Annotated in this window: 25 protein-coding genes; 7 read left to right on the top strand and 18 right to left on the bottom strand. The window is 62.3% G+C overall.

Annotated features, from left to right (window positions below; all coding sequences use genetic code 11):
• Positions 1-6: 6 nt before the first annotated feature.
• Positions 7-990 (bottom strand): NAD(P)H-dependent flavin oxidoreductase, encoded by a 984-nt coding sequence (locus tag KJP30_RS13480; RefSeq protein WP_218450157.1) that lies wholly within the window; start codon positions 988-990, stop codon positions 7-9.
• 77 nt (positions 991-1,067) lie between these two features.
• Entirely contained in the window at positions 1,068-1,655 is a 588-nt protein-coding gene (locus KJP30_RS13475; protein WP_218449786.1) for a TetR/AcrR family transcriptional regulator, read from the bottom strand.
• A gap of 79 nt (positions 1,656-1,734) precedes the next feature.
• Between KJP30_RS13475 and KJP30_RS13470 the strand changes: the two genes are divergently transcribed.
• Positions 1,735-2,436 (top strand): glutathione S-transferase N-terminal domain-containing protein, encoded by a 702-nt coding sequence (locus KJP30_RS13470; RefSeq protein ID WP_218449785.1) that lies wholly within the window; start codon positions 1,735-1,737, stop codon positions 2,434-2,436.
• A gap of 24 nt (positions 2,437-2,460) precedes the next feature.
• On the opposite strand, the gene KJP30_RS13465 is transcribed toward KJP30_RS13470, so the two are convergent.
• Complete coding sequence (locus KJP30_RS13465; RefSeq protein WP_218449784.1) at positions 2,461-3,594, bottom strand: aromatic ring-hydroxylating oxygenase subunit alpha; 1,134 nt, start codon at positions 3,592-3,594, stop codon at positions 2,461-2,463.
• Positions 3,595-3,606: 12 nt separating this feature from the next.
• Positions 3,607-4,413 carry a crotonase/enoyl-CoA hydratase family protein gene (locus tag KJP30_RS13460; protein ID WP_218449783.1) on the bottom strand — a complete coding sequence of 269 codons (807 nt, stop codon included), beginning with the start codon at positions 4,411-4,413 and terminating at the stop codon, positions 3,607-3,609.
• A 78-nt stretch (positions 4,414-4,491) separates the two neighbouring features.
• On the opposite strand from KJP30_RS13460, the gene KJP30_RS13455 reads away from it, so the two are divergent.
• Positions 4,492-5,088, top strand: coding sequence for a TetR/AcrR family transcriptional regulator (locus tag KJP30_RS13455; protein WP_218449782.1), 597 nt, complete (start codon positions 4,492-4,494; stop codon positions 5,086-5,088).
• 83 nt (positions 5,089-5,171) lie between these two features.
• Here KJP30_RS13455 and KJP30_RS13450 read toward each other — a convergent pair whose 3' ends face one another.
• A complete protein-coding gene (locus KJP30_RS13450) occupies positions 5,172-6,164 on the bottom strand; it encodes a M10 family metallopeptidase C-terminal domain-containing protein (RefSeq protein WP_218449781.1) in 993 nt (330 codons plus the stop codon).
• Positions 6,165-6,355: 191 nt separating this feature from the next.
• Entirely contained in the window at positions 6,356-6,898 is a 543-nt protein-coding gene (locus tag KJP30_RS13445) for a peroxiredoxin (protein WP_218449780.1), read from the bottom strand.
• A 242-nt stretch (positions 6,899-7,140) separates the two neighbouring features.
• On the opposite strand from KJP30_RS13445, the gene KJP30_RS13440 reads away from it, so the two are divergent.
• On the top strand, positions 7,141-8,358 hold the full coding sequence (locus KJP30_RS13440) for an efflux RND transporter periplasmic adaptor subunit (RefSeq protein WP_218449779.1): 1,218 nt from the start codon (positions 7,141-7,143) through the stop codon (positions 8,356-8,358).
• A 13-nt stretch (positions 8,359-8,371) separates the two neighbouring features.
• Here the strand turns inward: KJP30_RS13440 and KJP30_RS13435 are convergent, their stop codons facing one another.
• From KJP30_RS13435 to KJP30_RS13410, 6 genes are all read right to left on the bottom strand, one after another.
• Entirely contained in the window at positions 8,372-10,594 is a 2,223-nt protein-coding gene (locus KJP30_RS13435; protein WP_218450156.1) for a hybrid sensor histidine kinase/response regulator, read from the bottom strand.
• The gene (locus KJP30_RS13430) at positions 10,591-11,775 is read right to left on the bottom strand and encodes an FIST N-terminal domain-containing protein (RefSeq protein ID WP_218449778.1); all 1,185 of its coding nucleotides are present in this window, start codon (positions 11,773-11,775) and stop codon (positions 10,591-10,593) included. The genes KJP30_RS13435 and KJP30_RS13430 overlap by 4 nt, the downstream gene beginning before the upstream one ends.
• Before the next feature lie 41 nt (positions 11,776-11,816).
• Positions 11,817-12,515, bottom strand: coding sequence for a response regulator (locus tag KJP30_RS13425; protein WP_224874182.1), 699 nt, complete (start codon positions 12,513-12,515; stop codon positions 11,817-11,819).
• 78 nt (positions 12,516-12,593) lie between these two features.
• Entirely contained in the window at positions 12,594-13,223 is a 630-nt protein-coding gene (locus tag KJP30_RS13420; RefSeq protein ID WP_218449777.1) for a hypothetical protein, read from the bottom strand.
• 191 nt (positions 13,224-13,414) lie between these two features.
• On the bottom strand, positions 13,415-15,181 hold the full coding sequence (locus KJP30_RS13415) for a PQQ-dependent methanol/ethanol family dehydrogenase (protein ID WP_218449776.1): 1,767 nt from the start codon (positions 15,179-15,181) through the stop codon (positions 13,415-13,417).
• 244 nt (positions 15,182-15,425) lie between these two features.
• Positions 15,426-15,827 carry a c-type cytochrome gene (locus KJP30_RS13410; protein ID WP_218449775.1) on the bottom strand — a complete coding sequence of 134 codons (402 nt, stop codon included), beginning with the start codon at positions 15,825-15,827 and terminating at the stop codon, positions 15,426-15,428.
• A 141-nt stretch (positions 15,828-15,968) separates the two neighbouring features.
• On the opposite strand from KJP30_RS13410, the gene KJP30_RS13405 reads away from it, so the two are divergent.
• Positions 15,969-16,943 (top strand): ABC transporter substrate-binding protein, encoded by a 975-nt coding sequence (locus KJP30_RS13405; RefSeq protein WP_218449774.1) that lies wholly within the window; start codon positions 15,969-15,971, stop codon positions 16,941-16,943.
• A 21-nt stretch (positions 16,944-16,964) separates the two neighbouring features.
• Positions 16,965-17,588 carry an ABC transporter ATP-binding protein gene (locus KJP30_RS13400; RefSeq protein ID WP_218449773.1) on the top strand — a complete coding sequence of 208 codons (624 nt, stop codon included), beginning with the start codon at positions 16,965-16,967 and terminating at the stop codon, positions 17,586-17,588.
• Between the two features lie 6 nt (positions 17,589-17,594).
• Here the strand turns inward: KJP30_RS13400 and KJP30_RS13395 are convergent, their stop codons facing one another.
• Genes KJP30_RS13395 through KJP30_RS13370 form a run of 6 tightly spaced genes read right to left on the bottom strand, consistent with a single transcriptional unit; the run spans position 17,595 to position 22,322 of the window.
• On the bottom strand, positions 17,595-18,131 hold the full coding sequence (locus KJP30_RS13395; RefSeq protein WP_218449772.1) for a tetratricopeptide repeat protein: 537 nt from the start codon (positions 18,129-18,131) through the stop codon (positions 17,595-17,597).
• Positions 18,132-18,175: 44 nt separating this feature from the next.
• Positions 18,176-18,967: an ABC transporter permease gene (locus KJP30_RS13390; protein ID WP_218449771.1), complete on the bottom strand. Its 792-nt coding sequence runs from the start codon at positions 18,965-18,967 to the stop codon at positions 18,176-18,178.
• Positions 18,964-19,680: an ABC transporter ATP-binding protein gene (locus KJP30_RS13385; protein WP_218449770.1), complete on the bottom strand. Its 717-nt coding sequence runs from the start codon at positions 19,678-19,680 to the stop codon at positions 18,964-18,966. The genes KJP30_RS13390 and KJP30_RS13385 overlap by 4 nt, the downstream gene beginning before the upstream one ends.
• Entirely contained in the window at positions 19,677-20,135 is a 459-nt protein-coding gene (locus KJP30_RS13380; RefSeq protein WP_218449769.1) for a hypothetical protein, read from the bottom strand. The genes KJP30_RS13385 and KJP30_RS13380 overlap by 4 nt, the downstream gene beginning before the upstream one ends.
• Before the next feature lie 30 nt (positions 20,136-20,165).
• Positions 20,166-21,149 (bottom strand): YVTN family beta-propeller repeat protein, encoded by a 984-nt coding sequence (locus KJP30_RS13375; protein ID WP_218449768.1) that lies wholly within the window; start codon positions 21,147-21,149, stop codon positions 20,166-20,168.
• A 12-nt stretch (positions 21,150-21,161) separates the two neighbouring features.
• On the bottom strand, positions 21,162-22,322 hold the full coding sequence (locus KJP30_RS13370) for an ABC transporter substrate-binding protein (protein ID WP_218449767.1): 1,161 nt from the start codon (positions 22,320-22,322) through the stop codon (positions 21,162-21,164).
• A 158-nt stretch (positions 22,323-22,480) separates the two neighbouring features.
• Here KJP30_RS13370 and pedF point away from each other — a divergent pair, with 158 nt between their 5' ends.
• Entirely contained in the window at positions 22,481-23,164 is a 684-nt protein-coding gene (gene pedF / locus KJP30_RS13365; RefSeq protein WP_218449766.1) for a cytochrome c-550 PedF, read from the top strand.
• Positions 23,165-23,166: 2 nt separating this feature from the next.
• The gene (locus tag KJP30_RS13360; RefSeq protein WP_425515710.1) at positions 23,167-24,072 is read left to right on the top strand and encodes a substrate-binding periplasmic protein; all 906 of its coding nucleotides are present in this window, start codon (positions 23,167-23,169) and stop codon (positions 24,070-24,072) included.
• Positions 24,073-24,100: the final 28 nt, after the last annotated feature.

The raw sequence follows: 24,100 nt of genomic DNA, 5'->3' as shown, positions 1-24,100 counted from the left end.
CTGTGGTCATGACCATTGTGCGGCGCGGGTGGTCTGCGCGGCGTTGGCCTTGGTATATTCGTCTTTCATGCGGGCAATCAGGTCCGCAGCTTGTGGCAGGTCAGTGATGCTGCCGACGCCCTGACCGGCCGACCAGATGTCTTTCCATGGCTTTTTCTCGCCGCCCTCCTGTGCTCCGGCCAGTTCCAGGCCAAGGTCCATCTTGGGGGTTTCGGCGGTCCTGGGGTCGATCCCCGCGGCCTTCAGGCTGCCTTTGAGAAAGCTGGCCGGTACGCCGGAAATCACCGGCGTGTAAACGATGTCTGTGGCGTTGGATTCCAGCAGCATCTGTTTGTAGCCGTCCGAGATCATGCATTCTTGCGTGCCAAGGAACCGGGTGCCGACATAGGCCAGATCGGCACCCATCATCTGCGCCGCAGCCACGTCCGACCCGGACGAGATGCCGCCACCCAGTATCACGGTGCCGTCGTAGAACTGCCTGATTTCATTGATCAGCGCAAAAGGGTTCAGCGTGCCTGCATGGCCCCCGGCACCTGCCGCAACAACGGTCAGCCCGTCGACGCCTGCCTCGACCGCCTTTCTGGCGTGTTTGGCGTTGACGACGTCGTGAAAAACCAGCCCGCCATAGCCGTGTACCGCATCGACCAGCTGCGGATCTGCGCCGAGGATCGACATCACCAGCGGCACGCGATGCCTGACGCAGACCTCAAGGTCGGCTTGCAGCCTTGGGTTGGATGGGTGGACCACAAGGTTGACGCCAAAAGGCGCGGCGGGTTTGCCGGTCTTGGCGGCATAGTCGTCCAGTGCTGTCTTGATCTCCTTGACCCATGTCTCGAACCCCTCGGTCGAGCGCTGGTTCAACGCCGGGAATCCGGCTGCGACACCGGCTTTGCAGCATTCGATTACCAGCTCTGGGCCAGAGGCAAGGAACATCGGTGCGGCGATCACCGGGATCGACAGCCGGTCCTTCAGGGTTTCGGGCAACATGATGGTCTCACTCCCTTTCTGCCCGGCGGTTTATTGGCCCGGCATGGTCTTGCTGTATTCGTGGCGTTTTTCGGCGTTTCTCAGCCGGATTTGACGATGGGCAACAACTCAAAGGTCGCATCCACACCGGCGTGCAGGTCAGTTGCGCCGCCGCGCGCCAGCACCAGCAGCCCCTGCAACGAAATGAACAGCGCCCGCGCCAGCGCATCGGCATCGGTTTCGGGCGCAAGACGACCCATGTCTTTGGCGCGTGTGATCTGACGGGCAAAGCCGGCCTGTATGACGCCAAAACCCCGGTCCAGCGCTTCACGCGCCGGCTCTGCGTCTTTCAGCCCTGCGGTATTGGTCAACAAGCACCCACGCAGTTCCGGTTCCGACCCATGCGGTTCCAGCATGGCATCGAAAAAGCGGCGCAGCGCGGCCAGCGGATCCTCTGCCGCGTCCAGTAGGCGGGCAACGCGCGGCTCTACGACCTTGCCGACATAGTGATCAATGCTGGCGGCCAGCAGCGCGCCCTTGTTTTCGAACCGTCGATAGATTGCCGGTGCCCGCAAGCCCAGCGCGGCCTCCAGATCGCGGGTCGAAACAGCATCCGCGCCCTGTTTCCAGAATATTTCGCTGGCGCGGTCCAGCACCTCGTCGGGTTTGAGTTTTTGTGGTCGGGCCATGGTGTCGCTCTTGCCTTGCCAGCATGTTGGTTATTTGTTAGCGTTCGCTACAAAATCAGTCAACAGGGAAGTTGCAACCATGATCGATGCCTATTTCTGGCCCACACCCAACGGGTGGAAGATCTCTATCGCGCTCGAAGAAATGGGACTCGATTATCGCGTGGTGCCCGTCAACATCCTGCGGGGCGACCAGTTCAGCCCGGATTATCTGAAGATCAGCCCGAACAACCGAATGCCTGCGATCGTCGATCACGCGCCCGCCGACGGGGGCGCACCGATTTCGGTTTTTGAAGGCGCTGCGATCCTGATCTACCTCGCCGAAAAGACAGGTCAGTTCCTGCCCGCCAATCTGCGCGGCCGGACAGAGGTTCTGGAATGGCTGGCATGGCAGGCCGCCGGGGTAGGGCCGATGTTTGGACAGGCCGGGCATTTCAAATTCTACGCGCCCGAGCCAAACCCCTATGGGCTGGAACGCTACACTACCGAAGTTTTGCGCCTTTATGGTGTGCTGGACCGGCGGCTGGAAGGGCGGGACTATATTTGTGGCGACTGTTCCATCGCGGATTTTGCAACATGGCCTTGGGTCGTGACCTACAAAAAGCAGGAAATTGACCTTGGGCAGTTTGCCAATGTCCGCCGCTGGTATGACCTGATGAAAACCCGCCCCGGTCTGCGCCGCGGCTATGATGTGGGCAAAGAGTTCGGCAAGCCTCAGGGCAAATGGGACGACGAGGCGCGCAAGCACCTGATGCCGCGCGCTTCGCAAGAGACAGGCGCCTGACGAGGGCGGTCCGGAGGGGCGGCGTTAAAGCCGCGCCTCGACCACCGTGTTGAACTTGTGCAAGGCCCCTTCGTAACGCCCAAATGTCAGGGCTTCGTTGGTGCCGCTGTTCAGCCCGGATTGCACCGCTTCGTTGATGACGAAATCCTCGTCCAGCGTCACTTCGGTGATCTTGTGGTTGCGCGCCCAATGGGCGGCGTTTTCCGGCGTGATCTCGGATTTCGGGGCCAGCGTGACCATTCGCAGCTCTGTCCGGTCACAGGCCAACGGACGAAAACACAACCAAGCAAGGTGATCCTGCATCAACAGGAACTGCGACGTGGGAAAGACGGTGTACAACAGGTTGGCATGGTCCCGGATTGACCACTGCTCCTGCGGAACATCGGCGATCTGGGGCAGCGACGAGCGTGGCAGGACGGACCGCATGTGATCCCCCAGCATCTGGTAGCTGGACAGGTTATCAAGAAAATGCGGGCCTATGGTGTCCCGGTGCGCGACCTTGAAATGATAGGCCTCGATCCCGCCTTCCATCAGCAGTTTCCAATTCGCCTGCCTGACCATGGTATCGGAATGGGCAATGGCCATATCGGCTGTTCCGCACCAATCGAATTCCTTGGTCAGCGGGGCAAGAAACATGTCGAAATCCGGCGTCGCCTCGGGATCGGCCACGACCCAGACAAAGCCCATCGCCTCATGCGCAGGCAGACGACGCAGCCCGTAAGAGGCCCGGTCGATCCCCGGAAAGCCCGGCTTTTCATGCGGGATTCCCCGCAATTCGCCCTTATTGGACCATGTCCAGGCGTGATAGGGGCAGGAAAAGGCATGTTTGCAGCCTGACGCCTCGCCAACCAGCCGCGCACCCCGGTGACGGCAGACGTTGAGAAAGGCATTTACCTCGCCGTCGCGGTCCCGGGTCAGCAGCACAGGCTTGCCCGCCAAGGTCATCGTCAGATAGCTGCCCGGTTCGGCCAGTTCGCTGGAATGCGCAGCGATCTGCGGCAGTTTCTGAAAGATGGCCGTGTTTTCCGCATCGAAACGGTCGGCGCAGGCGTAGCGTTGCACGGGTGAGGGGTGAACCTCATCGTCAAGAAAGAACTGCCCGCTGTCCTTGAGGCCGTGAAGCTCTTGCAGCAGAGCGATTTCCAAGCTGCGATCCATGCGTGATCCTCCTCAGATGTTGTCGAAATCGCCGTGGCGGCCTGCCCCGTCACGAAAGCGCGCGGCACCGGCAGTTCCTTCGCGGCGGATCGCTTCAAGCCCGTTGGCCCATTCGACCTTGAGCGCGTCGCGAACGGCCATGCCCCGGGTTTCGATGATCGAGCGGCGGTCGGCGCGCACGGCCTCTTGCGGGAACCGCGCGATGTCATGGGCCAGTGCCTCGGCCGCGGCGCGACTTTCGCCTTCGGGCACCACTTTTTCGCACAGACCTATGCGTTCGCATTCGGCGGCGTCGACCTTGCGTCCGGTCATGGCGATTTCCAGCGCGCGGCCCTGCCCGACAAGGCGTGGAAGGCGTACCGAGCCGCCGTCCATCAGGGTGATCCCCCAGCGGCGGCAAAAGACGCCCATATAGGCAGATTCCGCCATGACCCGGATATCGCACCACAGTGCAAGCTCCATGCCTCCGGCCACGGCAGCGCCGTCAATGGCACCGATCACCGGTTTCGACAGTTCCAGTCGCGACGGACCCAAAGGGCCGATCTCGGATCGGGCGTGGCCGATGGGAAAGGCAAGCCAGTCGAAATAGGCCTCGCGCTTTTCCGGATCCTGCAAACTGGCCGCCAGTTTCAGATCCCAGCCGGCGCAGAAATTGCCTCCCTTGCCCCAAAAGACCGCGACACTGGCGGGGCCATCCTCGAATTTTCGGAAGGCGTCGACCAAAGCGATGGCATGGTCCTTGTCCACGGCATTTCGTGCCTCGGGGCGGTCATGGATGATTGTCCAGACATCTCCGTTTTCCTCGATCCGTACCGCCATGGCGTCCTCCTCGCTGGAAACTTACCGATTGGTAAGTGGTAACTTGACGACTGGTAAGTCGTCAAGCTTGCGCCTAGAATGAGGGCAATGAACGTCACGTCTTCGCCGAAACAGAAATTCATCGACGCGGCCTTTCGGTTGTTCGCCGAACGGGGGTTCCATGGCGTGTCACTGGCCGACGTGGCCAGCGATCTGAACCTGACCAAGCAATCGGTGCTGTATCACTTCAAGACGAAAGAGGCGCTTTACGGTGCGGTCCTTGCCAAGATGGCTGGCCATTTCGATGCCATTGTTGCCGACGTCCGTTCCCATAACGGAGACGGACAGACGCGCCTGCGGTACTACCTGACCACGCTTCACGATCACATGCGAAGCCACCCGATGGACGCCCGGCTGATCGCCCGCGAACTGCTGGACAATATCGACCGCGTCGATGACAGCCATCGCTGGTATTTGCGCGATTTCCTTGATGCCAGCGTGGCGCTATTGGCAGAGGTTCCGGGCTGGTCTGACAGCGGGCTGGATGTTCGCATGGCGGCGGTCACCCAATGGATCGGCGCGATCAATTACGCCAGTATCGCGGACCCCACGCTGGGTGCGATTTGGGGAAGCGACCGCCAGAAGGCCGCTTCGGCCGCTTTTCTGGAAACGCTGTTCGCGCAGGCCAGTCGGTAGGCCAGACCGTCAGGTCAGACGCAAAAGGCCGGGCCTGCATGGGCAGGTCCGGCATTTCATTCAGGCAACCGGCCAGAGAGGGTTCAGAGGATGAAATCGTCCTGCGTCAAACCGCTGGTGGCGCTCAGCACGATCCCCGCGTCCGGCGCCAGATCGGCATCGGTGTTGATCTGAACCGTGGTTGTACCGTTCGCGTTTTCGACAACGCGAACCTGATTGGCATCTGTGAATTCATCGGTGCCAACAAAGGTCAGATCGCCGGCCACCATGCCGGACAGGTCGATCAGGTCTTCGCCTTGGGTGAAATCCACGATCCGGTCCGGAAGCGCCACCGGAGAGTCGTTGACATCGTTGAACACGTAGATGTCGTTGCCGTCATTGCCGCGCATCTGGTCACGGCCCAAGCCGCCAATCAGGATGTCATCACCGTCGCGGCCACGCATCAGGTCATTGGCGTCGGTTCCGATCAGCGTGTTATCGCCGTTGTCGCCATCCACGATGTTGAAGACCCGCTCTTCGCCGTCGTCCATCAACTGTGTCCGCGTGACCGGATTGCCTTCTTCGTCAAATTCGAAAGAGATCGTTTCCCAGTTTTTGGCATTGCCGGGGTCCGTAAGAACCTTTGAAACCACATTGCCATTCTCAAGTGTCTCGATCTTGACGTGGCCTTCCTTGTACTCGACGATCCGTTGCACCGCTTCGCCGGTGTCGTCGTGGAACAGGGTGATCTTTGCCCACTTTTGCGCGCCGTCCGGTTTTGTGACCGTTCTCGATACGACCTGACCGTTGGACATGTGGATATCGACGATTTTGCCATCGTCGTAGTTGATGGTGCGCCGGACCACGTCACCGTCGCTGTTGAAGGTCTTGGTGATCGTGTCCCACCGCTTGATATCGCCGCTGTCTTCAAGCGTCTGAAGAAAGATCGAACCGTTGGTGTACCGGTTCGTGCTGACAAGCCCGTTGTCGAATTCGACATGGACCTTGCTGCGATTGTTGTTGGAATCAAATTGGGTTGTCCGCGACGACCATTTATACAGGTCGTCCGGATCGGTTATCCTGACCGTATGGGGCATGATTGTTCTCTGCTCTTGGTTTGCCTGCCTGCGCCGTGGCGGTTTTCCCGCTCTGAAAGACGCTAAACGAATTTTTAACCTTTGGTCGGATTTCTGCCAATCTTCGCAACGTTCTAGGGGTGCGCGGCGGCGTCACTGTAGCCAAACGGCAACGAAAGAAGGGCATTTTCGCAACGTTTTTGCCCCTTTGACTAGATGTTGTGGCTCTTGTTCAGCCGAACACGTTGCAACATCGTTTCCGCGCCAGAGAGTTTGACGGGCACACCCGGCGGGTTGTCCTGCTTGCCGGGTTCGGAAAACAGCGCGGTGATTTCGCGGTCTTCGACCAACATGGAATACCGCCAGCTGCGCAGGCCCATTCCCTGGGCAGAGCGATCGACCAGCATTCCCATCTGCCGTGAAAAGGCCCCGTTGCCGTCCGGCAGCATCTCGACCTTGGAAATTCCCAGAGACTTGGCCCATTGGCGCATGACGAAGGCATCGTTCACTGACAGGCAGATCACCCGGTCCATTCCGGCTGCGATGAACTCATCATGCAGGCGTTCGTATCCAGGCAGATGGGTTTCGGAACAGGCCGGGGTAAAGGCGCCCGGCAAGGCGAACAGAACAACCCGTTGCGCGCCGAACAGATCGGTGCTGCTGACGGATTTCCATTCATACGGGTTGTCGCCACCAAGGGCCTCATTGCGGACGCGAGTGTGAAAGACCGTTTCGGGCACGTAGTGCGGGGTCATGGCCGGGCTTCTCCTGTTTCCGGGCGGGGCGATTGGATCAGGATGGGCCGGGATGCCCCGCCGGTAAAGTATCTGTTGCGCACCGTCGCTGCGCCTCGACTGACACGATGCCGTGACAAGGTGCTGGTATTCGTCCGTGAAACCGCGACAATCGCCGCGGGTGCGCTAGGGTGAATGCAGGTCACGCCGCAGCCCGCAGCAAGAACAGGCGCGCGGTGTTCAACAGGGAAAAGAGGTTTCGGATGACACATTACATCCATCGTCCGCGTGCGTGGCGCAGGATTGCAGGGGCTGTTTGCTTGGCCATGTTGGCGCCAATCGCGGTGTCCGCACAGGATGCCGCGCCGCTTGCCGTGGAAACGTTGCGGCTGGAGGCCCGCAAGACCGTGACCACGGACACCTTTTTTGGCACCGTTCAGGCGCGTGACATGGTTGGCCTGTCCTACGAGGCGGGCGGATGTGTCGTTGAGGTTTCGGAACAGGCAAAACGCGCGCGGGTTGCCAGCGCCGGGCAGGTGCTGGTCCGTCTTGATGACCGCCGGTCCCTTTTGGCGTTGCGCACAGCCGAGTCGCGCGTTGCAGAACTGGCGGCGCAGATCGAAGAGCGAGAACTGGACATCCAGTCCGCCGTCGCCGACGACAAGCGCCGCCAGCAGGAACTGGACCTGACCACTGCGGAATTCGAACGCAACAGCACCATGTTGGGCCGTGGTCTGATCAACGAAACCACGATGGAGGGTGTCGAGCGCCGCTTTATGGAGGCGCAATTCGCGGCGGACCGCGCGCAAGAGGCCATCGCAACTGCCCGCGCGGCCAAGCGCCGGGCCGAGATCGCACATGAGATCGGCAAGCTGGATCTTCAGACGGCGCAGCTGAATCATGAACAACTGGTTTTGACTGCCCCCATCGACGGTATCCTCGTGGGGTTCGAAACCAATGTCGGTGATTGCGTCCAGGCCGGGGGCCGTGCCGCGCAGATCTATGCGCCCAGCGAAAAGTCTGTGGATGTCTTCATCCTGATCCGGCGCCTTTCGGAAAGCGGGCCGACGGGGATCACCCAAGGATCGGGCGTGCGCATCACGCGGGTGAACAACCAGTCCTGCGGCGGGACCATTACCCGCTTTGATACGGAGGCGGACCTTGAAAACCAGTTCGTCAAGGCGACCATCGACGTCGAAGAAAGTTGTGCGCCGGATCTTTTCCTGAACGAAGCGGTCGAGGTCGAGGCAATGATGCCCGCCGCAGAGGATACCTTTGAAATCCCGACCGGTGCCCTGAGCAACGCAGACAGCGTTTTTGTCGTCGACGATGACACCATGACCCTGCGGGAGGTCCCGGTGGAGATACTGCAAACCGGGCCGCGCATGACCGTTGCGCGTATTCCCGGCGCGGACGGCCAGTTGATGGTTCGCAGAGCCGGGATCGAAATGCTGGACGGCCTGACGGTCGCGGTCCGGTAACTCGACCCTCGTGCTAGGGCGCGGTCAGCGTCCCGCGCATGGTGGCCGAATACAAAAAGGCCTCCAGTTCTTCTGTGTTGATCGGTTTTGTCAGCAGGCCCGCCTGCGCCGCGTCACAAAGCTGGCGCAATTCGGTCGATCGGTCGGCTGACATGATCCGGGCGGGCAGCGTTCCGTCGCGGGCCCGCAACTGCCGCACCAGGGCCAGCCCGTCCATGCCCTCGCCCAAGTGGTAATCTGACAAAAGCGCGTCAGGCAGGATGCCGATGTCATGCAGCAGGGCGCGGGCCTCTTCGCCGCTGCCTGCGTCCAGAACGCTGCCGCCCCAGCGTTCGATCAACAGGCCAAGGGCGCGGCGCAGGTCATCGTCGTTTTCGACCAGAAGGACGATCAGGCCACTGTCCCGCAGGCGTTGCCGTGCAACGGGCGATTTCTTGGGCACCGGCATTTCGTTCGGACCGCTGACCCGCTGCGCGCTAAAGAAGAACCGCGTGCCGCGACCCAGTTCTGAAGTGACCCCAAGGGGATGGCGCAATTGGGCGCAGGCGCGTTCCACGATGGCCAGCCCAAGGCCCAGCCCTTCGTTCACGCTGCTCTTGCTGTCCAGACGTTCGAATTCGCGGAAAATCCGTTCCTGATCGGATTCGGCAATGCCGGGGCCGGTGTCCCAGACCTCGAACCGGATGCTGTTGCCCTGTCGCCTTGCCCCCACAAGGACCTTGCCGGTCCGGGTATAGCGGACGGCGTTCGCGATCAGGTTTTGCAGGATCCGCCGCAGGAACCCCGGGTCGCTGGCAACGCTGCCCGAAGCCGGGACGACGCGCAGATCCAGACCCTTCAGCGCGGCAAGCGGGGCGAATTCATCCTGCAACCGATGCAACAACTGGCTGACCGACACGGCGGTGATGTCTAGGCTGGCCGCGCCGGAATCAAGCTTGGAGATGTCCAGCAGTGCGTCGATGATCTTTTCGACGCTGTCCATCGCACTAAGCGCCTTGGTCGCGGATTGGACGGTTTCCGTGTCCTCCTCGCTTTCGGCGATGCCGGAAATATACAGTTTGGCCGCGGACAAAGGTTGCAGCAGATCGTGACTTGCCGCCGCCACGAAGCGCGATTTCGAGGCATTGGCGCGCTCTGCCGTGACCAGCGCATCCTCAAGTTCCAGCGTGCGTTCCATCACCCGCCGTTCCAGAAGTTCGTTTGCCTCTGCCAAAGCGCGGGCCGCCTGACGTTCGACCGAAACATCGGTGAATGAGATTACGAACCCGCGGTCGGGCATTTCCTGTGCAAAGACGTCCAGCGTGATGTCCGATTGGGCGCGGATCTCGAACCGCATCGGGGCGCGGCCCCGTTCCTGATGCGCCCAGTTGCGCAATTCTTCGGCGGTCACGACGTCGGCATCGAACCGGGTCTCCAGCTGTTCGATCAACCGGTCGAAATTGGCCCCAAGTCGCAGCGTCGACACTGGAAGTTGCAGCAGTTCGCTGATCTTGTCGTTCCAGCCGACCAACCGCGCCTCGGGGTCAAAGATGCAGACGCCTTGGTTCAGGTGATCCAGCGTCGCGCGCAGCATCCGGGCCTGGCTGTCCAGCAGCTTGCCGCGTTCCTGTCGTTCCAGCCGCATGATGTCGGTCACGTCGGTTTGCAGGACCACGGTGCCACCGTCCGGGGTGCGGTATTCGCTCACCTGCAACCAGCGGTCCCAGATCAGCCGGACGTTGAAGATGGCGTGCCGGTCCTTGTGGCGCTTGAGCCGTTGTTCGGCCCATTGCGCCGGGCTGACGGTTTCGGGCAGTTGCAGGAACCGGCTTTGGCTGACGGCATTGACGTAATCGGCAAAGGGCAGCCCTTCGGCAAGGCGGGGCTGAACGTCATGCAATGCAAGGCTGAAACGGCTGTTCCACATCACCAGTCGATCGGTGCTGTCGAAAAGGGCAAACCCCTCTTGCACTGCCTCGATTGCGTTGGCGAGGTTTTTTCGGGCGTCTTCGGCCTCGTGCTTGGCGCGGGCCAGCGCTGCGTTCGACTGGTTCAGAAGGTCCAGCGTGTATTCCAGATCGCGGGTTCGCTGCCTGACCTGATCTTCCAGCATGGCGGCGCGTTCGAATTGCGCATAGGCGGCGCCGGATTGATCCGTGGCCTGTTCGACCCGACGCATCAGCGCCTCGCTGATTTTCAGCAGTTTTTCCTTCTGGCGTTCGACCGGATCAGAGGGGTCGACAAGGAAATGGGTCATGTCTCCCTGCATGGAAACTCCGGCGCGTAGATGGCGACTCCCGTCATGGTCTGATTGACATGCATGCCGTTGACCTGTTCGCCGTAGGTGGAAAATCCGGTGACGTTGTGACGGGCCAGAACCTCGTCCAATGGGCGCTTGAGCTGGCGTTTCTCGGCCTCGATGCGGCGCAGGACACAGTCGCAGGCAAGGATCGCCTCGGGGGCGCGGTCGCGGGCCAGTGCGCTGAGCTGTTCGTCAAGGTGATCGACGATATGTTCCGCCTCGGCCAGTGTCAGAACAAGGCCTTCGTCGATAGCCGAAAAGAACTCTAACCCGCCGTCTTCGGTCACCCGTTTGATTGCGCGGACGTGGTGGCTCCCGCCCAGGCGGACGACCATGGGGCTGTCGGCAAAGGTGAAGGTGTCGATCTGGTGCGGATCCTTGCCCAACAGGCGGCCCAGTTCGCGCGCCGCCGGTTCGGCGTTGATCTCATGCACCAGCCGGCGCGAGGGATCGGCCCGCGTCACCACCATGCGCAGGTCCGTGGGTTTGAAGTGATTGACGCTGAAGACCCGCAACCGGCAGGCGCTGCGCACCACGGCGAGCACGGCGGCCTGTTCGTGGCAGACACCGTTCAACGCGACGAAAGTGTGTTCGAACCGCACGCCATCACCTGCCGAGCCTCCGAACAGTTGCGTCGGTCCCAAACCGGCGGTCAGGGCCGAAGCCAGACGATCCTCCTGCATCGAAAGCCCGTCCACCATGAGAAAGGCAAATTCCTGCGTCATTTCGGGGGCGCGTTCCGACAAAGCGGCGCGGGCGCGGATGGTCTGTTGGGTCAGTTCGTTGCTGGGAAGGTTCTCAAGATCCTTGAACAGCAGGACCTGCGCCTCAAAGCACCGTTGCGGCAGCGCCATGGCCACCACCTTGTCTTCGACGTAACCGGCGCCGGGGGCAATTTCGCCGGCAGTCGTGCAAGCCATGACCGGAGCCGGACCAAGCCGGGATTGCACGCCGGTCACAAGGTCCTGAAACAACGTGGCCGGGCCGCAAAAGATCAGCACCAGCGCAAAGGGACCGTCACCCAGCGCCTGAACAAGTTGATCTACCAGATCGGGTGCGTCGCTGTCGACGCAGGCAGTCCGCAGAACGGCATCGGATCCGACGCCCCCCGCGGACGGAGAGGGTCCTCCGTCCATCGGGTCTCCTCCCCATGTGTTCTGTCGTTATTCGCGACAGATTACGGAGTGTCCGCCTGTTTTGGCAAGAGGCTGGAAAAACTGGCCTCTCCGGCGATCAGCACGGCCTGGGTCCGGCTTTGCACGCCCAATTTGCGCATGATGGCGGTGACATGCGCCTTGACCGTGGTTTCGGCGATCGACAGGTCATAGGCGATCTGCTTGTTCAGCTTGCCTTCGCAGATCAGTTGCAGGATGCGCGCCTGCTGGTTCGTCAGCGTCGAAAGCCGCGCCACCGCGTCTTCGCCCGCATCGGTAGGTTGTTCCGCATCGCCCACATCGACAAAGCCTTCGGGCAGGAAGACCTCGTTGCGGGCCAGCGCGTCAAAGGCTTGTCGAAAGACGCCGCGCTGGCTGTGTTTGGGGACAAAACCCCGCGCACCGGCGCGCATCACCGAACTGACCATGCGGTTGTCCGCCATGGAGGAAACGACAACCACGGGGATGCCCCCGGCGGCGGTTTTCAGGCGGATCAGCCCGTCCAGCCCGTTCACGTCGGGCAGGTTCAGATCCAGAACGATGACATCGGGTTCGGCACCTTCGCCCAGCGCGTCCAGCGCATCCTCAAGCAGGCTTGCGGTCTCGATTTCCTCGATTCCGGCGACGGTCTTGAGCGTCATGGCCAGCGCGTCACAGAACAGCGGATGATCGTCGACGATCAGCGCAGAGGTGAAATGCCGTTGGGTCTCCGTATCGGGCAACGTTCTCCTCCCCTATGAACGCGCGTCTCTTGGTATACCGCCTGATCGTAGCAAAGCGCCAGAGCCACGGCACCTGTGCTAAGGTCTTAGAGACTTGGCCGTCACGCGGCGGCGATCCGGGCCATGGGCCGCAAGCATCCAGACGAAACAGGCCTGCCAACCCACGGTCATTAGGTTGAAATCGGGGATCATCGCGGACAGCACGGGCACCGTGTTGCCCAACATGCCAAGGCCGCTGAAGGCCCCGCACAGAAGCGCCGGAAAAACGATACCGGGCAGCAAGTCATCAAAGCGGGCCGCGACAAGATTGGAAAGCAGCGCCAATAGCCCCGCCGCCACCGCACCGGTCACACTCATGGAAAAGATCAGGCCGTTGTTGCCATCGCTTTCCTGAATCTTGGACGTCACCTCGTAAATCTCGACGGCAAGGTGGATTGCTCCGAAATAGATCACCGGTGTCAGCAGTGTGACCGCCAGAGCCCAGATCAGATCATAGCCCAGCCGTGTGATCCCCAGAACGATCATGACGACAACGAAAGGCGCCGAAACCGCCAGCACATGCAGAGGCGAGACCGGAGTCCTTGTCGTAGCGTCCGAGCCGGTGGCCCCCAGGAATGGCCCGTCGACGACCTGATAGCCGAGGTAGCCGCCGATCAGACCGGCGATGGCCCCGAACAAAAGGCCTGTAACCTGATTTTGAAATGACATGACAAAAACTCCGGGACGTCCTGAGTGGCGAAAAAAGCTGAGGAGGTGAGTGCGGGCAGGTTACGAATTGCCGGGTCAGAGTGAAGTGGGGAATACCTCCGGTTCCGGCACTCTTTGCCCCGGGTGGCCCGGCGCAAAGAAAAAGGGGCGCCACGGCGGGCGCCCCTCGGAGTCTTTTCAGGTGATGAAGATCACTGCATGCTGGCCAGTTCCTTGGGCAGCTTGAAGGTCCAGACGGTGCCACCTTGGTTGAGGTAGTTCACCTTCTTGGCAACCTCGCCACCCCAGAGCGGAACCGCGCCGCCCCAGCCGGAAACGATCGAGACATACTGCTCGCCATCCATTTCCCAGGTGACGGGCTGGCCCACGATGCCGGAACCCGTCTGAAAGGACCACAGGACGTCGCCGGTTTCGTCATCCAGCGCGATGAACTTGCCCTCCGGGGTGCCGGTAAAGACAAGGCCGCCTGCGGTGGTCATGACGCCGCCCCAAAGCGGTGCGTCGTTCTTGTATTCCCAGACAAGCTCGCCGGTGTCCGGGTCGATCGCCTTGAGCGAGCCGATGTGGTCTTCGTAGTTGGGCTTGATGGTAAAGCCCGCGCCAAGATAGGCGGCGCCCTTCTTGTAGGTGATCGGCTCGTTCCAGATGTCCATGCCCCATTCGTTGGAGGGCACGTAGAAATTGCCGGTCTTCTGGCTGAAGGCCATCGGCATCCAGTTCTTGCCACCCAGGAAGGAGGGCGAGGCAAAGATCACTTCACCCTTCTTGCCGTCGGCGGCCGCGGTGGGATCGCCGGGGCGGTTGTCCTCGTTGAAGATCGGGCGGCCGTTCTCGTCCAGACCCGATGCCCAGGTGATGTCCTTGACGAAAGGCACGCCACGCACGAAGGATCCGTCCTCGGCGTCCAGAACGTAGAAAAAGCCGTTCCGGTCGGCGGTGGCGAGGCGCATGTTGCCGTCGCGGTCGTTGTAGGCGACCACTTCGTTCACGCCGTCATAGTCCCAGCCTTCGCGCGGGGTGGTCTGGAAGTGCCACTTGATCTCGCCGGTGGCCGGGTCGATGCCGATACGGCTGGCGGCGTAGAGGTTGTCGCCCTTGCCGGTGTTGTCCTGACCCGCGTCACGCAGCCAGCTGTTCCAGGGGGCGGGGTTGCCTGCGCCAAAGATCAGCGTGTCGGTGCGCGCGTCATAAGAGCCGCCCAGCCAGGTGGCGCCGCCGCCGGTCTTCCACATGTCGCCCGGCCATGTCGCGTTCAGCGTGCCGGTCATGGTCGAGGGTTCGCCGTTCAGCATACCCATGTGGCCTTCGATCACGGGGCGTTCCCAGACCAGATCGCCGGTCATCACGTCGCGCGCCTGAACGGTGCCCACGATGCCGAATTCACCGCCCGAGTTGCCGGTGATCACCTTGCCGTCCACGATCAGCGGCGCGGCGGTATAGGAATAGCCCGCCTTGTAGTCGGCGATCTTGTCACGCCAGACCACCTTGCCGGTATCCTTGTTCAGCGCCACGATGCGCGCGTCCAGCGTGCCAAAGATGATCATGTCGCCATAGATCGCGGCGCCACGGTTGATGACGTCACAGCAGGGCAGGATGCCTTCGGGCAGGCGGGCGTCGTACTGCCACAGTTCTTCGCCGGTCAGCACGTCGATGGCATAAAGGCGCGAATACGAGCCGGTGACATACATCACGCCGTCATAGATGATCGGCTGCGCTTCTTGTCCGCGCTGCTTTTCACCGCCAAAGCTGAAGGCCCAAGCGGCTTGCAGGAATTTCACGTTGTCCTTGTTCAGGGTTTCCAGCGGGCTGTACCGCTGCAAGTGACGGCCCATGCCGTTGGTCACGACCTGCGTCGTGATGGTCTGGTCATCGGCCAGGTCGGCTTCGGTCACGTCTGCTTTGGCGGCGGTGCCCGCCAGCAGAATGCTGGCAGCGGCTGCCAGAATGAATCGGTTCATGAGGTTCCCTCCCTTCATCGCCCAGGCGACGTGGATTCACGCGCCCCTCCCGGGCGCCGAGACCAGTATTCAGAGAAGCCGGGCAGCAAGGTATTACACAATGGTCGTAAGACTGCGCGGCGGTTGACAAGGACCCGGAACCATGAATCGCGCGCGGAATCGTCCAAACCCGCTTGGCGCATCCTTGCGCGAAAAAGGGCGGCCTGTGCGGGCCGCCCTTTGCCTGCCGGAGCCGGTCGGCGGATCAATCCGAAATCGCGCTGTTGTCCTGCGTTGTGATGCTGCCAAGGTAGGCGAGGATGAAATCCTGCACGGTGCGGTCCTCGATGCCGACGTGGCGCATCTTGGTGCCGGGCATGAAACCGTCGTTGTCTTCCATCCATGCGCGCAGGGCCGCCGGGGTCCAGACGATGCCAGAGGCTTCGAGAGCGATGGAATAGTCATAGCCTTCATAGCTGCCCGCCGCGCGGCCGATCACGTTTTCCAGTGGCGGCCCGTAAGAGGCGTGGTCGGCATCGACCGCGTGACAGCGACGGCATTCGCTGTCGAACAGCGCCTTGCCCGCGGTGATCTTGATATCGTCGAACGTATCCGCACAGGCCGGTCCGGCAATCAGGGCGGCGGCGAGGAAATAGGCGGTCTTCATCTGTGGTCTCCAGAAAGGCGCGCGATTCCCTGGTCCCGCGGGCATCCTCTGCCTTTGGCGGACAAAAGCCACCCGCTGCTTTGGTCGTATTCCGGCGAGGGCGCGAATTGATAAAGATCATGGACACTGAGGGAGGAGCTCATGACCATTTTCACCAGACTGACCGGCGCCGCGCTGGCGCTGGGCCTGACGGCCGTCAGCGCGATGGCGGACACGCCCGTGCTGCGCGCCGCCGTGCTGAAATTCGGCACGGTGAACTGGGAACTCGACAGCATCCAGCACAATGGCTTCGATACCGCAAACGGGTTTGATCTACAGGTGCAGGGTGTCGCGGGCGGATCGGCCGCGCAGGTCGCCTTTCAGGGCGGGCAGGCCGATGTGATCGTATCCGACTGGCTTTGGGTGGCGCGTCAGCGCGCGGCGGGCAAGGACTATGTCTTTATCCCCTATTCCAAGGCCGTGGGCGGCGTCATGGTGCCGGGCGACAGTCCCGCGCAAAGCCTTGCGGACCTGAAAGGCGGCAAGATTGGCATCGCCGGTGGTCCTCTGGACAAAAGCTGGCTGATCCTGCGCGCCTACACGCTGCAACAGGACGGGTTCGACCTTGCGGATGAAACGGAACAGGTTTTTGGCGCGCCGCCGCTGATCTTCAAGACCGGCCTGTCGGGCGATCTGGACGGGGCGATCAATTTCTGGCACTTCATGGCCAAGATGGAGGCCGGAGGCATGCGCAAGCTGATCGACGTCAGCGATGCCGCGCAGGCGCTGGGCCTTGACCCGGAAACACCGCTCTTGGGCTATGTCATGCGAGGAGAGACCCTGCGCGACAATCCCGAGCTGGTCCACGGACTGGCCGCGGCTTCGCGCGCGGCGAAGGATCTGCTGGCCGCCGATGACGCCGAATGGGATCGTCTGAGGCCGCGCATGAATGCCAAAACCGATGCACAATTCGCGGCGCTCAAGGCCGGGTTTCGCGCCGGCATCCCCGCGCCCGGTCCCGTGGACGAAGAGGCCGCCGACCGCATGTTGCGCCTGATGGCGGATTTCGGCGGCGAGGAACTCCTTGGCAAGGCCACCGCTCTCCCCGAGGGTCTGTTTGTTCAGCCCGGCAGCTGACCCGACCGGAGGCCTTCCGGGATGACCGGTGCAGAGCACGGCTCTGCGCCGGTCCTTTCCTTGCGGCTGGATGGACTGGCCTTTGACGGCAAGCCGGTGCTGGGCGAAGTCGCGCTGGACCTGCATGCGGGCGAAACACTGGTCATCACCGGCCCCTCGGGCATTGGCAAAACTTCCCTGCTGCGCGTGCTGGCGGGGCTGGAGACCGGCTTTGACGGCACGCTGACCGTGCCGGGCCGCCGGTCGATGGTTTTTCAGGAACCCACGCTGTTGCCTTGGCGTGACCTGCGCCAGAACCTGTGCCTGACCACCGGAATCTCGCGCGATGCGGCGGACTGGGCGCTGGATGAGGTCGGTCTGGGCGGTCTGGGCGCGCGGTTTCCCGGCCAGTTGTCGCTGGGCCAGCAGCGCCGCCTGTCCTTGGCCCGCGCCTTTGCGGTGGCGCCGGATGTGCTGTTGATGGACGAACCCTTTGTCTCGCTCGATCCGGCTTTGGTGGACGAGATGATGGCCCTGTTCGAACGGCTGCGGGGGGATCGCAACGTGGCGACCGTGCTGGTGACGCATGTCATGGCCGAAGCACAGCGGCTTGGCTCGCGGATCGTCACGCTGAAAGGTGTTCCGGCGGTGCTGAAGGATCTCTGACGGGCGTCAGAACAGCGGCGCGTATTTCCATTCATCCGCGTCGGGCGTGACCTCGTTCGGGTCATAATCCGCGCCCTGCATCCGTTGCGCGATGTCCAGACCGGCCTTGGCGGCGCGATCGACATAGGCACGCCCCAGCGCCTCGTTTCTGGCGACGCCATGCCCCCGGATCAGCGCCAGACCATAGTTGAACTGTCCCACGGGATCACCTGCCTCGGCGGCGCGGCGGTCCCATTCGGCGGCGGCGTCGGGATCGTAATCGCCGCCCAGACCATTGTTTTCCATATGGCCCATCCAGGCCATCGCGGCGGTATAGCCGCCCTTGGTCGCGCATAGCTCAAAGATGTCGCGCGCGTCGGCGTGATCGCCTTTCTTGGTGAAATGATACCCGGCGGCGCAGGTGGTCATATCGGTCTGACCGCGCTGGATGTTCTGGATCACCCGGTCCATGCCCATTTCCGGCGGGTTGAGCGTGCCCAGTTCTTCTTCGGCAAGCAGGGGGGCCGAAACCACGGTCAGGATGGCGGCTGATATGAGTCTCATGCGGATCTCCTTTGGGGGCTGTCTATCATGAAGCGCCATGGATTTCACCGCCGCCGCTTCATCATCCCGCGCGCCGGGTCGTAGCCCCAGAAAGCAAGGCCAAGAAAAACGGCCGCCGCCAGCAAGGTCCAGCCGGCGGAAACAAGGCTGACCTCTGCGTAGAGCGCAAAGCGGATGGTTTCGACCGCGTGGGTAAAGGGATTGGCGGCGCAGATCGCGTGCAACAGCTCGCTGCTTTCGGCCATTTTCCATAAGGGGTACAGCGCCGAGGACAGGAAGAACATCGGGAAGATGACAAAGTTCATCACTCCGGCGAAATTTTCCAACTGTTTGACAAAGCTGGACAAGGCCAGCCCCAGCGCGCCCAGCATCAGCCCCGCGATCACCAGCGCGGGCAGCACCGTCAGATATCCCAGAGGCGGCCAGCGCACGCCGTATAGATCGGCGATGACAAGGAAAGCATAGACCTGAAGGATCGAAATCGCCGTGGCCGCCAGCAGCCGGCAGAACAAAAGCCACCAGCGTGGCAGGGGCGCGGTCATCAACAGGCGCATCGACCCCATTTCCTGATCGTAGACCAGCGAGAGGGAACTTTGCATCCCGTTGAACAGCATGATCATGCCGCAAAGACCGGGCACGATATAAGTCTCGTACTGGATGTAGGTCTGATAAGGCGGCGTGATCGACAGACCCAGCGCGGCGCGGAACCCGGCGGCAAAGACCAAGAGCCAGACCAGCGGCCGCACCAGCGCCGCGATGAACCGCCCGCGTTGCTGGATGAACCGCAGCGCCTCGCGCGCGACGATAGCGTTCAGGGCGGTCAGCCAAGGGTTCATGCCTTGGCCCCCGTCATGTCCAGAAAGGTTTCGATCAGGGGCCGGTCGCCCGTCACCTGATGGCAGGGGCCGTTGGCAAGGATCTGGCCCCGGTGCAGGATCACCAGTTGATCCTCCGCCCAGATTTCATCGGTCAGATGGGTGGCCCACAGAACGGTCAGCCCGTCCTCGGCGGCCAGACGATGCACATGTTCGGTGATGGCCGCGCGGCTGGCGGCGTCCAGCCCCACGGTGGGTTCGTCCAGCAACAGGACCGAGGGGCGATGGATCAGCGCGCGGGCGATCTCGGTCCGGCGGCGGTGGCCGCCGTTCAGCGCCCGCACGGTTTCGCCTGCGCGTTCGGCCATGCCCAGCCGGGACAGCGCGGCCCCGATTCGTGCCTCGGCCGCGCGGCCCGCGATCCCGTGCAGGGCGGCGAAATACTTGAGGTTGCGATGCACGGTCAGGTCAAGGTCCAGCGAAGGTTGCTGGAACACCACGCCGATCTGCGCCAGCGCCTTGCGCGGGGCTTTGCGCAATTCGTGACCGGCGATGTCGATCTGGCCGTCGCGCGTGGTGAACAGGCGGGTGAGCAGGGCAAAGAGCGTGCTCTTGCCCGCCCCGTTTGGCCCCAATAGAGCGCAGAACGCGCCCTTGGGGATGTCGAACGTGACCCCGTCCAAGGCCGTCTTGGCCCCATAGGCAAAGCGCAGATCCCGGACGGCAAGGCTCACTTGATGGTAATCTCGATTCGCTGGGTTTCGCCCGTCGAGCCGGGGATCTTCATGTAATAGCTGCCCGGCTTGATGGCGAGAAAGCCGATTTCCATCGTGCCGGCCTCGTCAAATTCCACCGAATCGAGCCCCAGAGGCCGGATTTCCAGCCCTTCGATGACGATCTCGTCGATCCAGATGGCTCGGAAGAACTCTGGCCCTACCAGCGCCAGTTCCTGACTGCCGTCGGCCTCGATCTCGAATTCGTAGTAGGTGCCGGATTTAAGCTCCCAGGGGGCTTCGGAAATCGGCACGCCGGCGCTGAGGATGATCGGCGGCAGGTCTTCCTTGTTCTTGGCCGAGAGAATGCCCGCCATGCCGAATTGCGGCCCATCGTCGTCATCATCATCGGCAAGCACGGCGAAGGGCAGGGCGGCAAGGGCGGCGCTGGCCGCGAGAAGGCGCAGGAATTTCATGTTGGGTCTCCTTTGCATGGGGAATACTCGTTACGGGCGCAGCGCGGCGCCCCAGGGGAAGCGGCCCACCTTGATGGTCTTGATCGCCTCACGCTTGGCCACGTCGATCACGGTCACGTCGCCGGAAACGCCGTTTGTGGTGAAGAGAAGCGACTTGTCGCTGTTGAACGCCATGTGCCAGACACGCCGCCCGACAAGGATGTATTTCTCGACCTCGAAGGTCTGGGTATTGACCACGGCCACATGGTTCGAGGGGCCGAGCGCCACGAAGGCGGTCTTTTCATCGGCGCTGAATTCAAAGCCCACGGGCTGCACGCGGTCCGGGTGTACGCCTTTGATCTCGAAACCGATCTTGGCGGTCTCCTTCTTGGTCTCCACGTCAAAGACGGACACCGTGCCGCCGATCTCGGCCGACACCCAGAGCGTTGCGCCGTCCGAGGTAAACTCGGCATGACGCGGGCGCGAATCCACCAGCGTATTGGCGACAAGTTCATGGGTCGTGGTGTCGATCCAATGCGCCATGTTCGTCGTCTCGGACGTGGTGATGACATAGCGGCCATCAGGTGAGACAGCCATGCCTTCGGGTTCGATGCCGACGTCAATCTGGGCCACCACGGTGCGGGTGACAACATCGACCACCGTGGTGATCGCGTCATCCTCATTTGCGATGTAGAGATGACGGTTGTCCGGGTGCAGCACGAATTGTTCGGGATCTTCGCCCGATGGCAGGTCGTGCAGGATTTCCCCGGTCACCGGGTCCATGACCTGCACGGTGTCGCTGTCCGAGGCGCAGATATACAGGACGCTGTGATCGTGGGAAAAGGTGATCCCGCGCGGGCGTTCGCCGGTGGGTATGGTGCGGATGACCTCCATCTTGTCGAGGTCGATCACGCTGATCGTGTCGTCCTTTTCGTTGGAGACCCAGATTTCCTCGGCCTGAACCGGTGCGCCCAAGGCAAGGGCGGCGCAGGCGGCGAGCGTGGTTTTTTGAGTATTTTTTCCAAGAAGAAACATCAGGTTGATCCTTTAGTTTCCGAATGCGCTGCAATCGGATTCGGGGCGGTCGGCACCGAGGGTGTCGAGCTCGCTGGTCTTGTGCAGGAAGCCTTCGAGCGGGGCCTGTGCCACGACGGCCCGCGGAGTGACCAGCGGGATGGGTTGGCGCAACTGGCCGTTCCAGTCACGGAAGGACAGCGGGCGGCCCTTGAAACCGGCCAGTTCGAATTCCGGTCCGAGGATGAAGGCGCGCAGGGTGGCGGTGTCATCGGACCCGGTGCGGGTGACAGCTTCGCCGATCACACGCACAGCGGCCCAGGCGGCGTAGTCCCCCGATTGCATCGGGCGGCCGGCAAGCTTGGTGAAGCGGGATTGCAGTTGTGCCGCGCCCCATTGTTCGACAACCTGCGACCAGGCGACCGGGACCAGCCCCTCGGACCCGGCGACGGGGCGGGGATCCCAGGTGTTATAGGCAATGTAGCGGCCGAAATCATGGATCTCGTCCGCGATCAGCAAGAGATCGTGATCCTTGAGGTTCTGCGTGAAGAGCGGCACCTCCTGGGCAGCTGTCCGGCGCATGTCGGCATCAAAGGTCCAGATCTTTTCCGACCGCAGGCGCAGGCCGAATTTTGTCAGGCTGCCGCGCAGTGCCTGGGCAAAGGCCATGTCATCTGGGTGGGTGCCTTCGATCAGGGCAAGGTCATCCCAGCGGCGCTTGACCATGAATTGCGCCAGCGCGTCGGTTCGCATGGCATTGCTGGGCAGCGTGTGCAGCAGGTTGGCGCGGCAGTCCGTGCCGCGCAGCCGGTCGTCGGGGGCCGAGGTGTTGAAGATCAGCGCGTCCTTTGCCTCGGGCAGGTCGGCGAGGGTCAGCGCGGCCTCGGCAGGGGCGTTCAGCACGATCAGTTGCGAGGTTTCCAGAGCCGCGCGTGCGGCGGCGGCAAGATCGCCGCCGACGGGCACGTCCGTCACCTGCATATCGTAGGCTTGGCCGAGAAAGCGCCCCGTGGTGTTATTGTCCTTGAGACCCAGTTCCGCGCCGGACAGCCCGAGGTCCCGGGGAATCGGGTCGAGGTTCGACAGAACCGGCGGGCGTTCGACGTCTTGCCGGAGGTAGTGAATCGTTACCGAAACCTCTGCCATGGCGGCAGAGGCGGTCAGGCAAAGGGCCATGGCCGCGCGTAAGAACATCTGTCGAATTCCTCCCGATCGCTGCAGAGTATCCTGACACGCGGGCGTCGGAATAAGACCTTGGTCGCGGTTCCGTGCGCTTTGGGACTTAGGTCCAATAGCCCGGGGGACGGTTGCCTTTCTAAGAACATGTCAACCGGACCAGGAGGAGGACGCACATGGCCCGCAAGACCACTGCACTGACCGTCGCATTCGTGATGGCCGCATCGGCGGCGCTGTCGCATGGGGACGTCGCGCCCCAGCCCGTGAACACCGATGCGCTGCCCGACGTTGGCGATGAATGGCTGACCGAAAATCCCTATCGCGATGCAGGCGACGACGTCTGGAAGGCCGCCGTGGAAATCGGCGCGTCGGGGTACAATCAGAACTGCGCCCGGTGTCATGGCCTTGAGGTGATCTCGGGCGGGTTGGCGCCGGATCTGCGCTTTCTCGAAGCCGAGGAATACGGCGACGAATGGTACATGGAGCGGTTTATCTCTGGCTATACCCAGAACGGTATCACCAAGATGCCCGCCTTTGGCGAGTTGCTGGGCCAGAAAGCCGCCTGGGCGATCCGGACCTATATCGAGGCACGCCCGGACGATGAGCAGATGGCCGAACTGACGCCGGAGCTGAAAGGCCTGCGTGATGAGCTGGCTGCATGGGCGGCGGATCCGGCGGGGGCGGATGCCGATGGCATGAAGGCCAAGCTGGACGAGATTGCCGCAGGGATCGAAACGCTCAGCGGCGCGCCGGTTGCGGACAGCGCAGCCTACCGCGCATCGGCCCTGATCGACGGTTCGGCGGACGGGTACCGCAGGGCGGCCGAGGCGTTGACCATCGGCCTGTCGGCGGCGCACTGACCATGATCGCGGCGCGCCTGCTTCGCCCCTTTATGTTGGCGCTTGGCCTTGCGGCCGGGTTGTCGGCAATGGCGGAGGCGCGCTGCGAGGACTGGGTGCCACAGCCCAAGCCGCAGAATGCCAGCCGCGACATCGTCGGGCATGATCTGGATGCGATCATCGAACGCGGCTGGATCGAATTTGCCGTCTACGACGATTACCCGCCCTATTCCTTCGAAGAGGCTGGCAAGCCGCGCGGTGTCGATATCGAGATCGGCAAGCTGATCGCCCAGTCGATCGGGGTCAAGCCGCGGTTCAAGTTCGTGGCCGCCGGCGAGAACCTTGACGCGGATCTGCGCAATACGCTGTGGAAAGGCCCAATCGTGGGCGGCGCGGTGTCCAACGTGATGTTGCGCGTGCCTTACGACAGTGCCTTTACCTGCCGGGTCGAACAGGTGGTCTTTACCGGTCAGTACCAGACCGAAGGCATCGCCATTGCCTATGACAAGGAGGCCTACCCCGAAGACAAACCCGTGCCGGCCTACTTCCGCTTCGACACCGTTGCGGTGGAAAATGACTCGATTGCCGATTTCTACCTGACCTCCCTGGCAGGTGGGCAATTGAACGCCAACATCCGCCGCTTTCCGACCATGGCGCAGGCGATGGAGGCGCTGGCGGCGGGCGAGGTCAAGGCCGCGATGGGACCGAAGGCACAGCTTGAATACGGGCTGACAGAGGCGCTGGAGGTGCATCAGCCGCCTTTGCCCGGGTTTTCGGTTGGAAACTGGACCATCGGGTTGGGTGTGAATTTTCGCTATCGTCCGCTGGGCTACGCGGTGGACGATGCAATCTATGCCGCGCTGGCCGATGGCCGGATCGCGGAGATTTTCGAAAGCTACGGGTTGAGTTTCACGCCTCCTGAGCGTTGAGTGATCCGGGCTAGGAACAGGGGCGCCC

This window comes from Antarctobacter sediminis (assembly GCF_019218285.1).
Taxonomy (GTDB): domain Bacteria; phylum Pseudomonadota; class Alphaproteobacteria; order Rhodobacterales; family Rhodobacteraceae; genus Antarctobacter; species Antarctobacter sediminis.
The sequence above is the reverse complement of the archived record's forward strand: the minus strand, read 5'-3'. Positions and strand labels throughout refer to the sequence as shown.

Excerpts from the sequence above, each read along its gene's own strand:
- KJP30_RS13430 (WP_218449778.1), bottom strand. The coding sequence starts at position 11,775 with ATGGACGGAGGACCCTCTCCGTCCGCGGGGGGCGTCGGATCCGATGCC.
- KJP30_RS13475 (WP_218449786.1), bottom strand. The coding sequence starts at position 1,655 with ATGGCCCGACCACAAAAACTCAAACCCGACGAGGTGCTGGACCGCGCC.
- KJP30_RS13435 (WP_218450156.1), bottom strand. The coding sequence starts at position 10,594 with ATGACCCATTTCCTTGTCGACCCCTCTGATCCGGTCGAACGCCAGAAG.
- KJP30_RS13400 (WP_218449773.1), top strand. The coding sequence starts at position 16,965 with ATGACCGGTGCAGAGCACGGCTCTGCGCCGGTCCTTTCCTTGCGGCTG.
- KJP30_RS13360 (WP_425515710.1), top strand. The coding sequence starts at position 23,167 with ATGATCGCGGCGCGCCTGCTTCGCCCCTTTATGTTGGCGCTTGGCCTT.
- KJP30_RS13455 (WP_218449782.1), top strand. The coding sequence starts at position 4,492 with ATGAGGGCAATGAACGTCACGTCTTCGCCGAAACAGAAATTCATCGAC.
- KJP30_RS13405 (WP_218449774.1), top strand. The coding sequence starts at position 15,969 with ATGACCATTTTCACCAGACTGACCGGCGCCGCGCTGGCGCTGGGCCTG.
- KJP30_RS13460 (WP_218449783.1), bottom strand. The coding sequence starts at position 4,413 with ATGGCGGTACGGATCGAGGAAAACGGAGATGTCTGGACAATCATCCAT.
- KJP30_RS13450 (WP_218449781.1), bottom strand. The coding sequence starts at position 6,164 with ATGCCCCATACGGTCAGGATAACCGATCCGGACGACCTGTATAAATGG.
- KJP30_RS13395 (WP_218449772.1), bottom strand. The coding sequence starts at position 18,131 with ATGAGACTCATATCAGCCGCCATCCTGACCGTGGTTTCGGCCCCCCTG.
- KJP30_RS13370 (WP_218449767.1), bottom strand. The coding sequence starts at position 22,322 with ATGTTCTTACGCGCGGCCATGGCCCTTTGCCTGACCGCCTCTGCCGCC.
- KJP30_RS13380 (WP_218449769.1), bottom strand. The coding sequence starts at position 20,135 with ATGAAATTCCTGCGCCTTCTCGCGGCCAGCGCCGCCCTTGCCGCCCTG.
- KJP30_RS13465 (WP_218449784.1), bottom strand. The coding sequence starts at position 3,594 with ATGGATCGCAGCTTGGAAATCGCTCTGCTGCAAGAGCTTCACGGCCTC.
- KJP30_RS13420 (WP_218449777.1), bottom strand. The coding sequence starts at position 13,223 with ATGTCATTTCAAAATCAGGTTACAGGCCTTTTGTTCGGGGCCATCGCC.
- KJP30_RS13390 (WP_218449771.1), bottom strand. The coding sequence starts at position 18,967 with ATGAACCCTTGGCTGACCGCCCTGAACGCTATCGTCGCGCGCGAGGCG.
- KJP30_RS13410 (WP_218449775.1), bottom strand. The coding sequence starts at position 15,827 with ATGAAGACCGCCTATTTCCTCGCCGCCGCCCTGATTGCCGGACCGGCC.
- KJP30_RS13415 (WP_218449776.1), bottom strand. The coding sequence starts at position 15,181 with ATGAACCGATTCATTCTGGCAGCCGCTGCCAGCATTCTGCTGGCGGGC.
- KJP30_RS13470 (WP_218449785.1), top strand. The coding sequence starts at position 1,735 with ATGATCGATGCCTATTTCTGGCCCACACCCAACGGGTGGAAGATCTCT.
- KJP30_RS13375 (WP_218449768.1), bottom strand. The coding sequence starts at position 21,149 with ATGTTTCTTCTTGGAAAAAATACTCAAAAAACCACGCTCGCCGCCTGC.
- KJP30_RS13440 (WP_218449779.1), top strand. The coding sequence starts at position 7,141 with ATGACACATTACATCCATCGTCCGCGTGCGTGGCGCAGGATTGCAGGG.
- pedF (WP_218449766.1), top strand. The coding sequence starts at position 22,481 with ATGGCCCGCAAGACCACTGCACTGACCGTCGCATTCGTGATGGCCGCA.
- KJP30_RS13445 (WP_218449780.1), bottom strand. The coding sequence starts at position 6,898 with ATGACCCCGCACTACGTGCCCGAAACGGTCTTTCACACTCGCGTCCGC.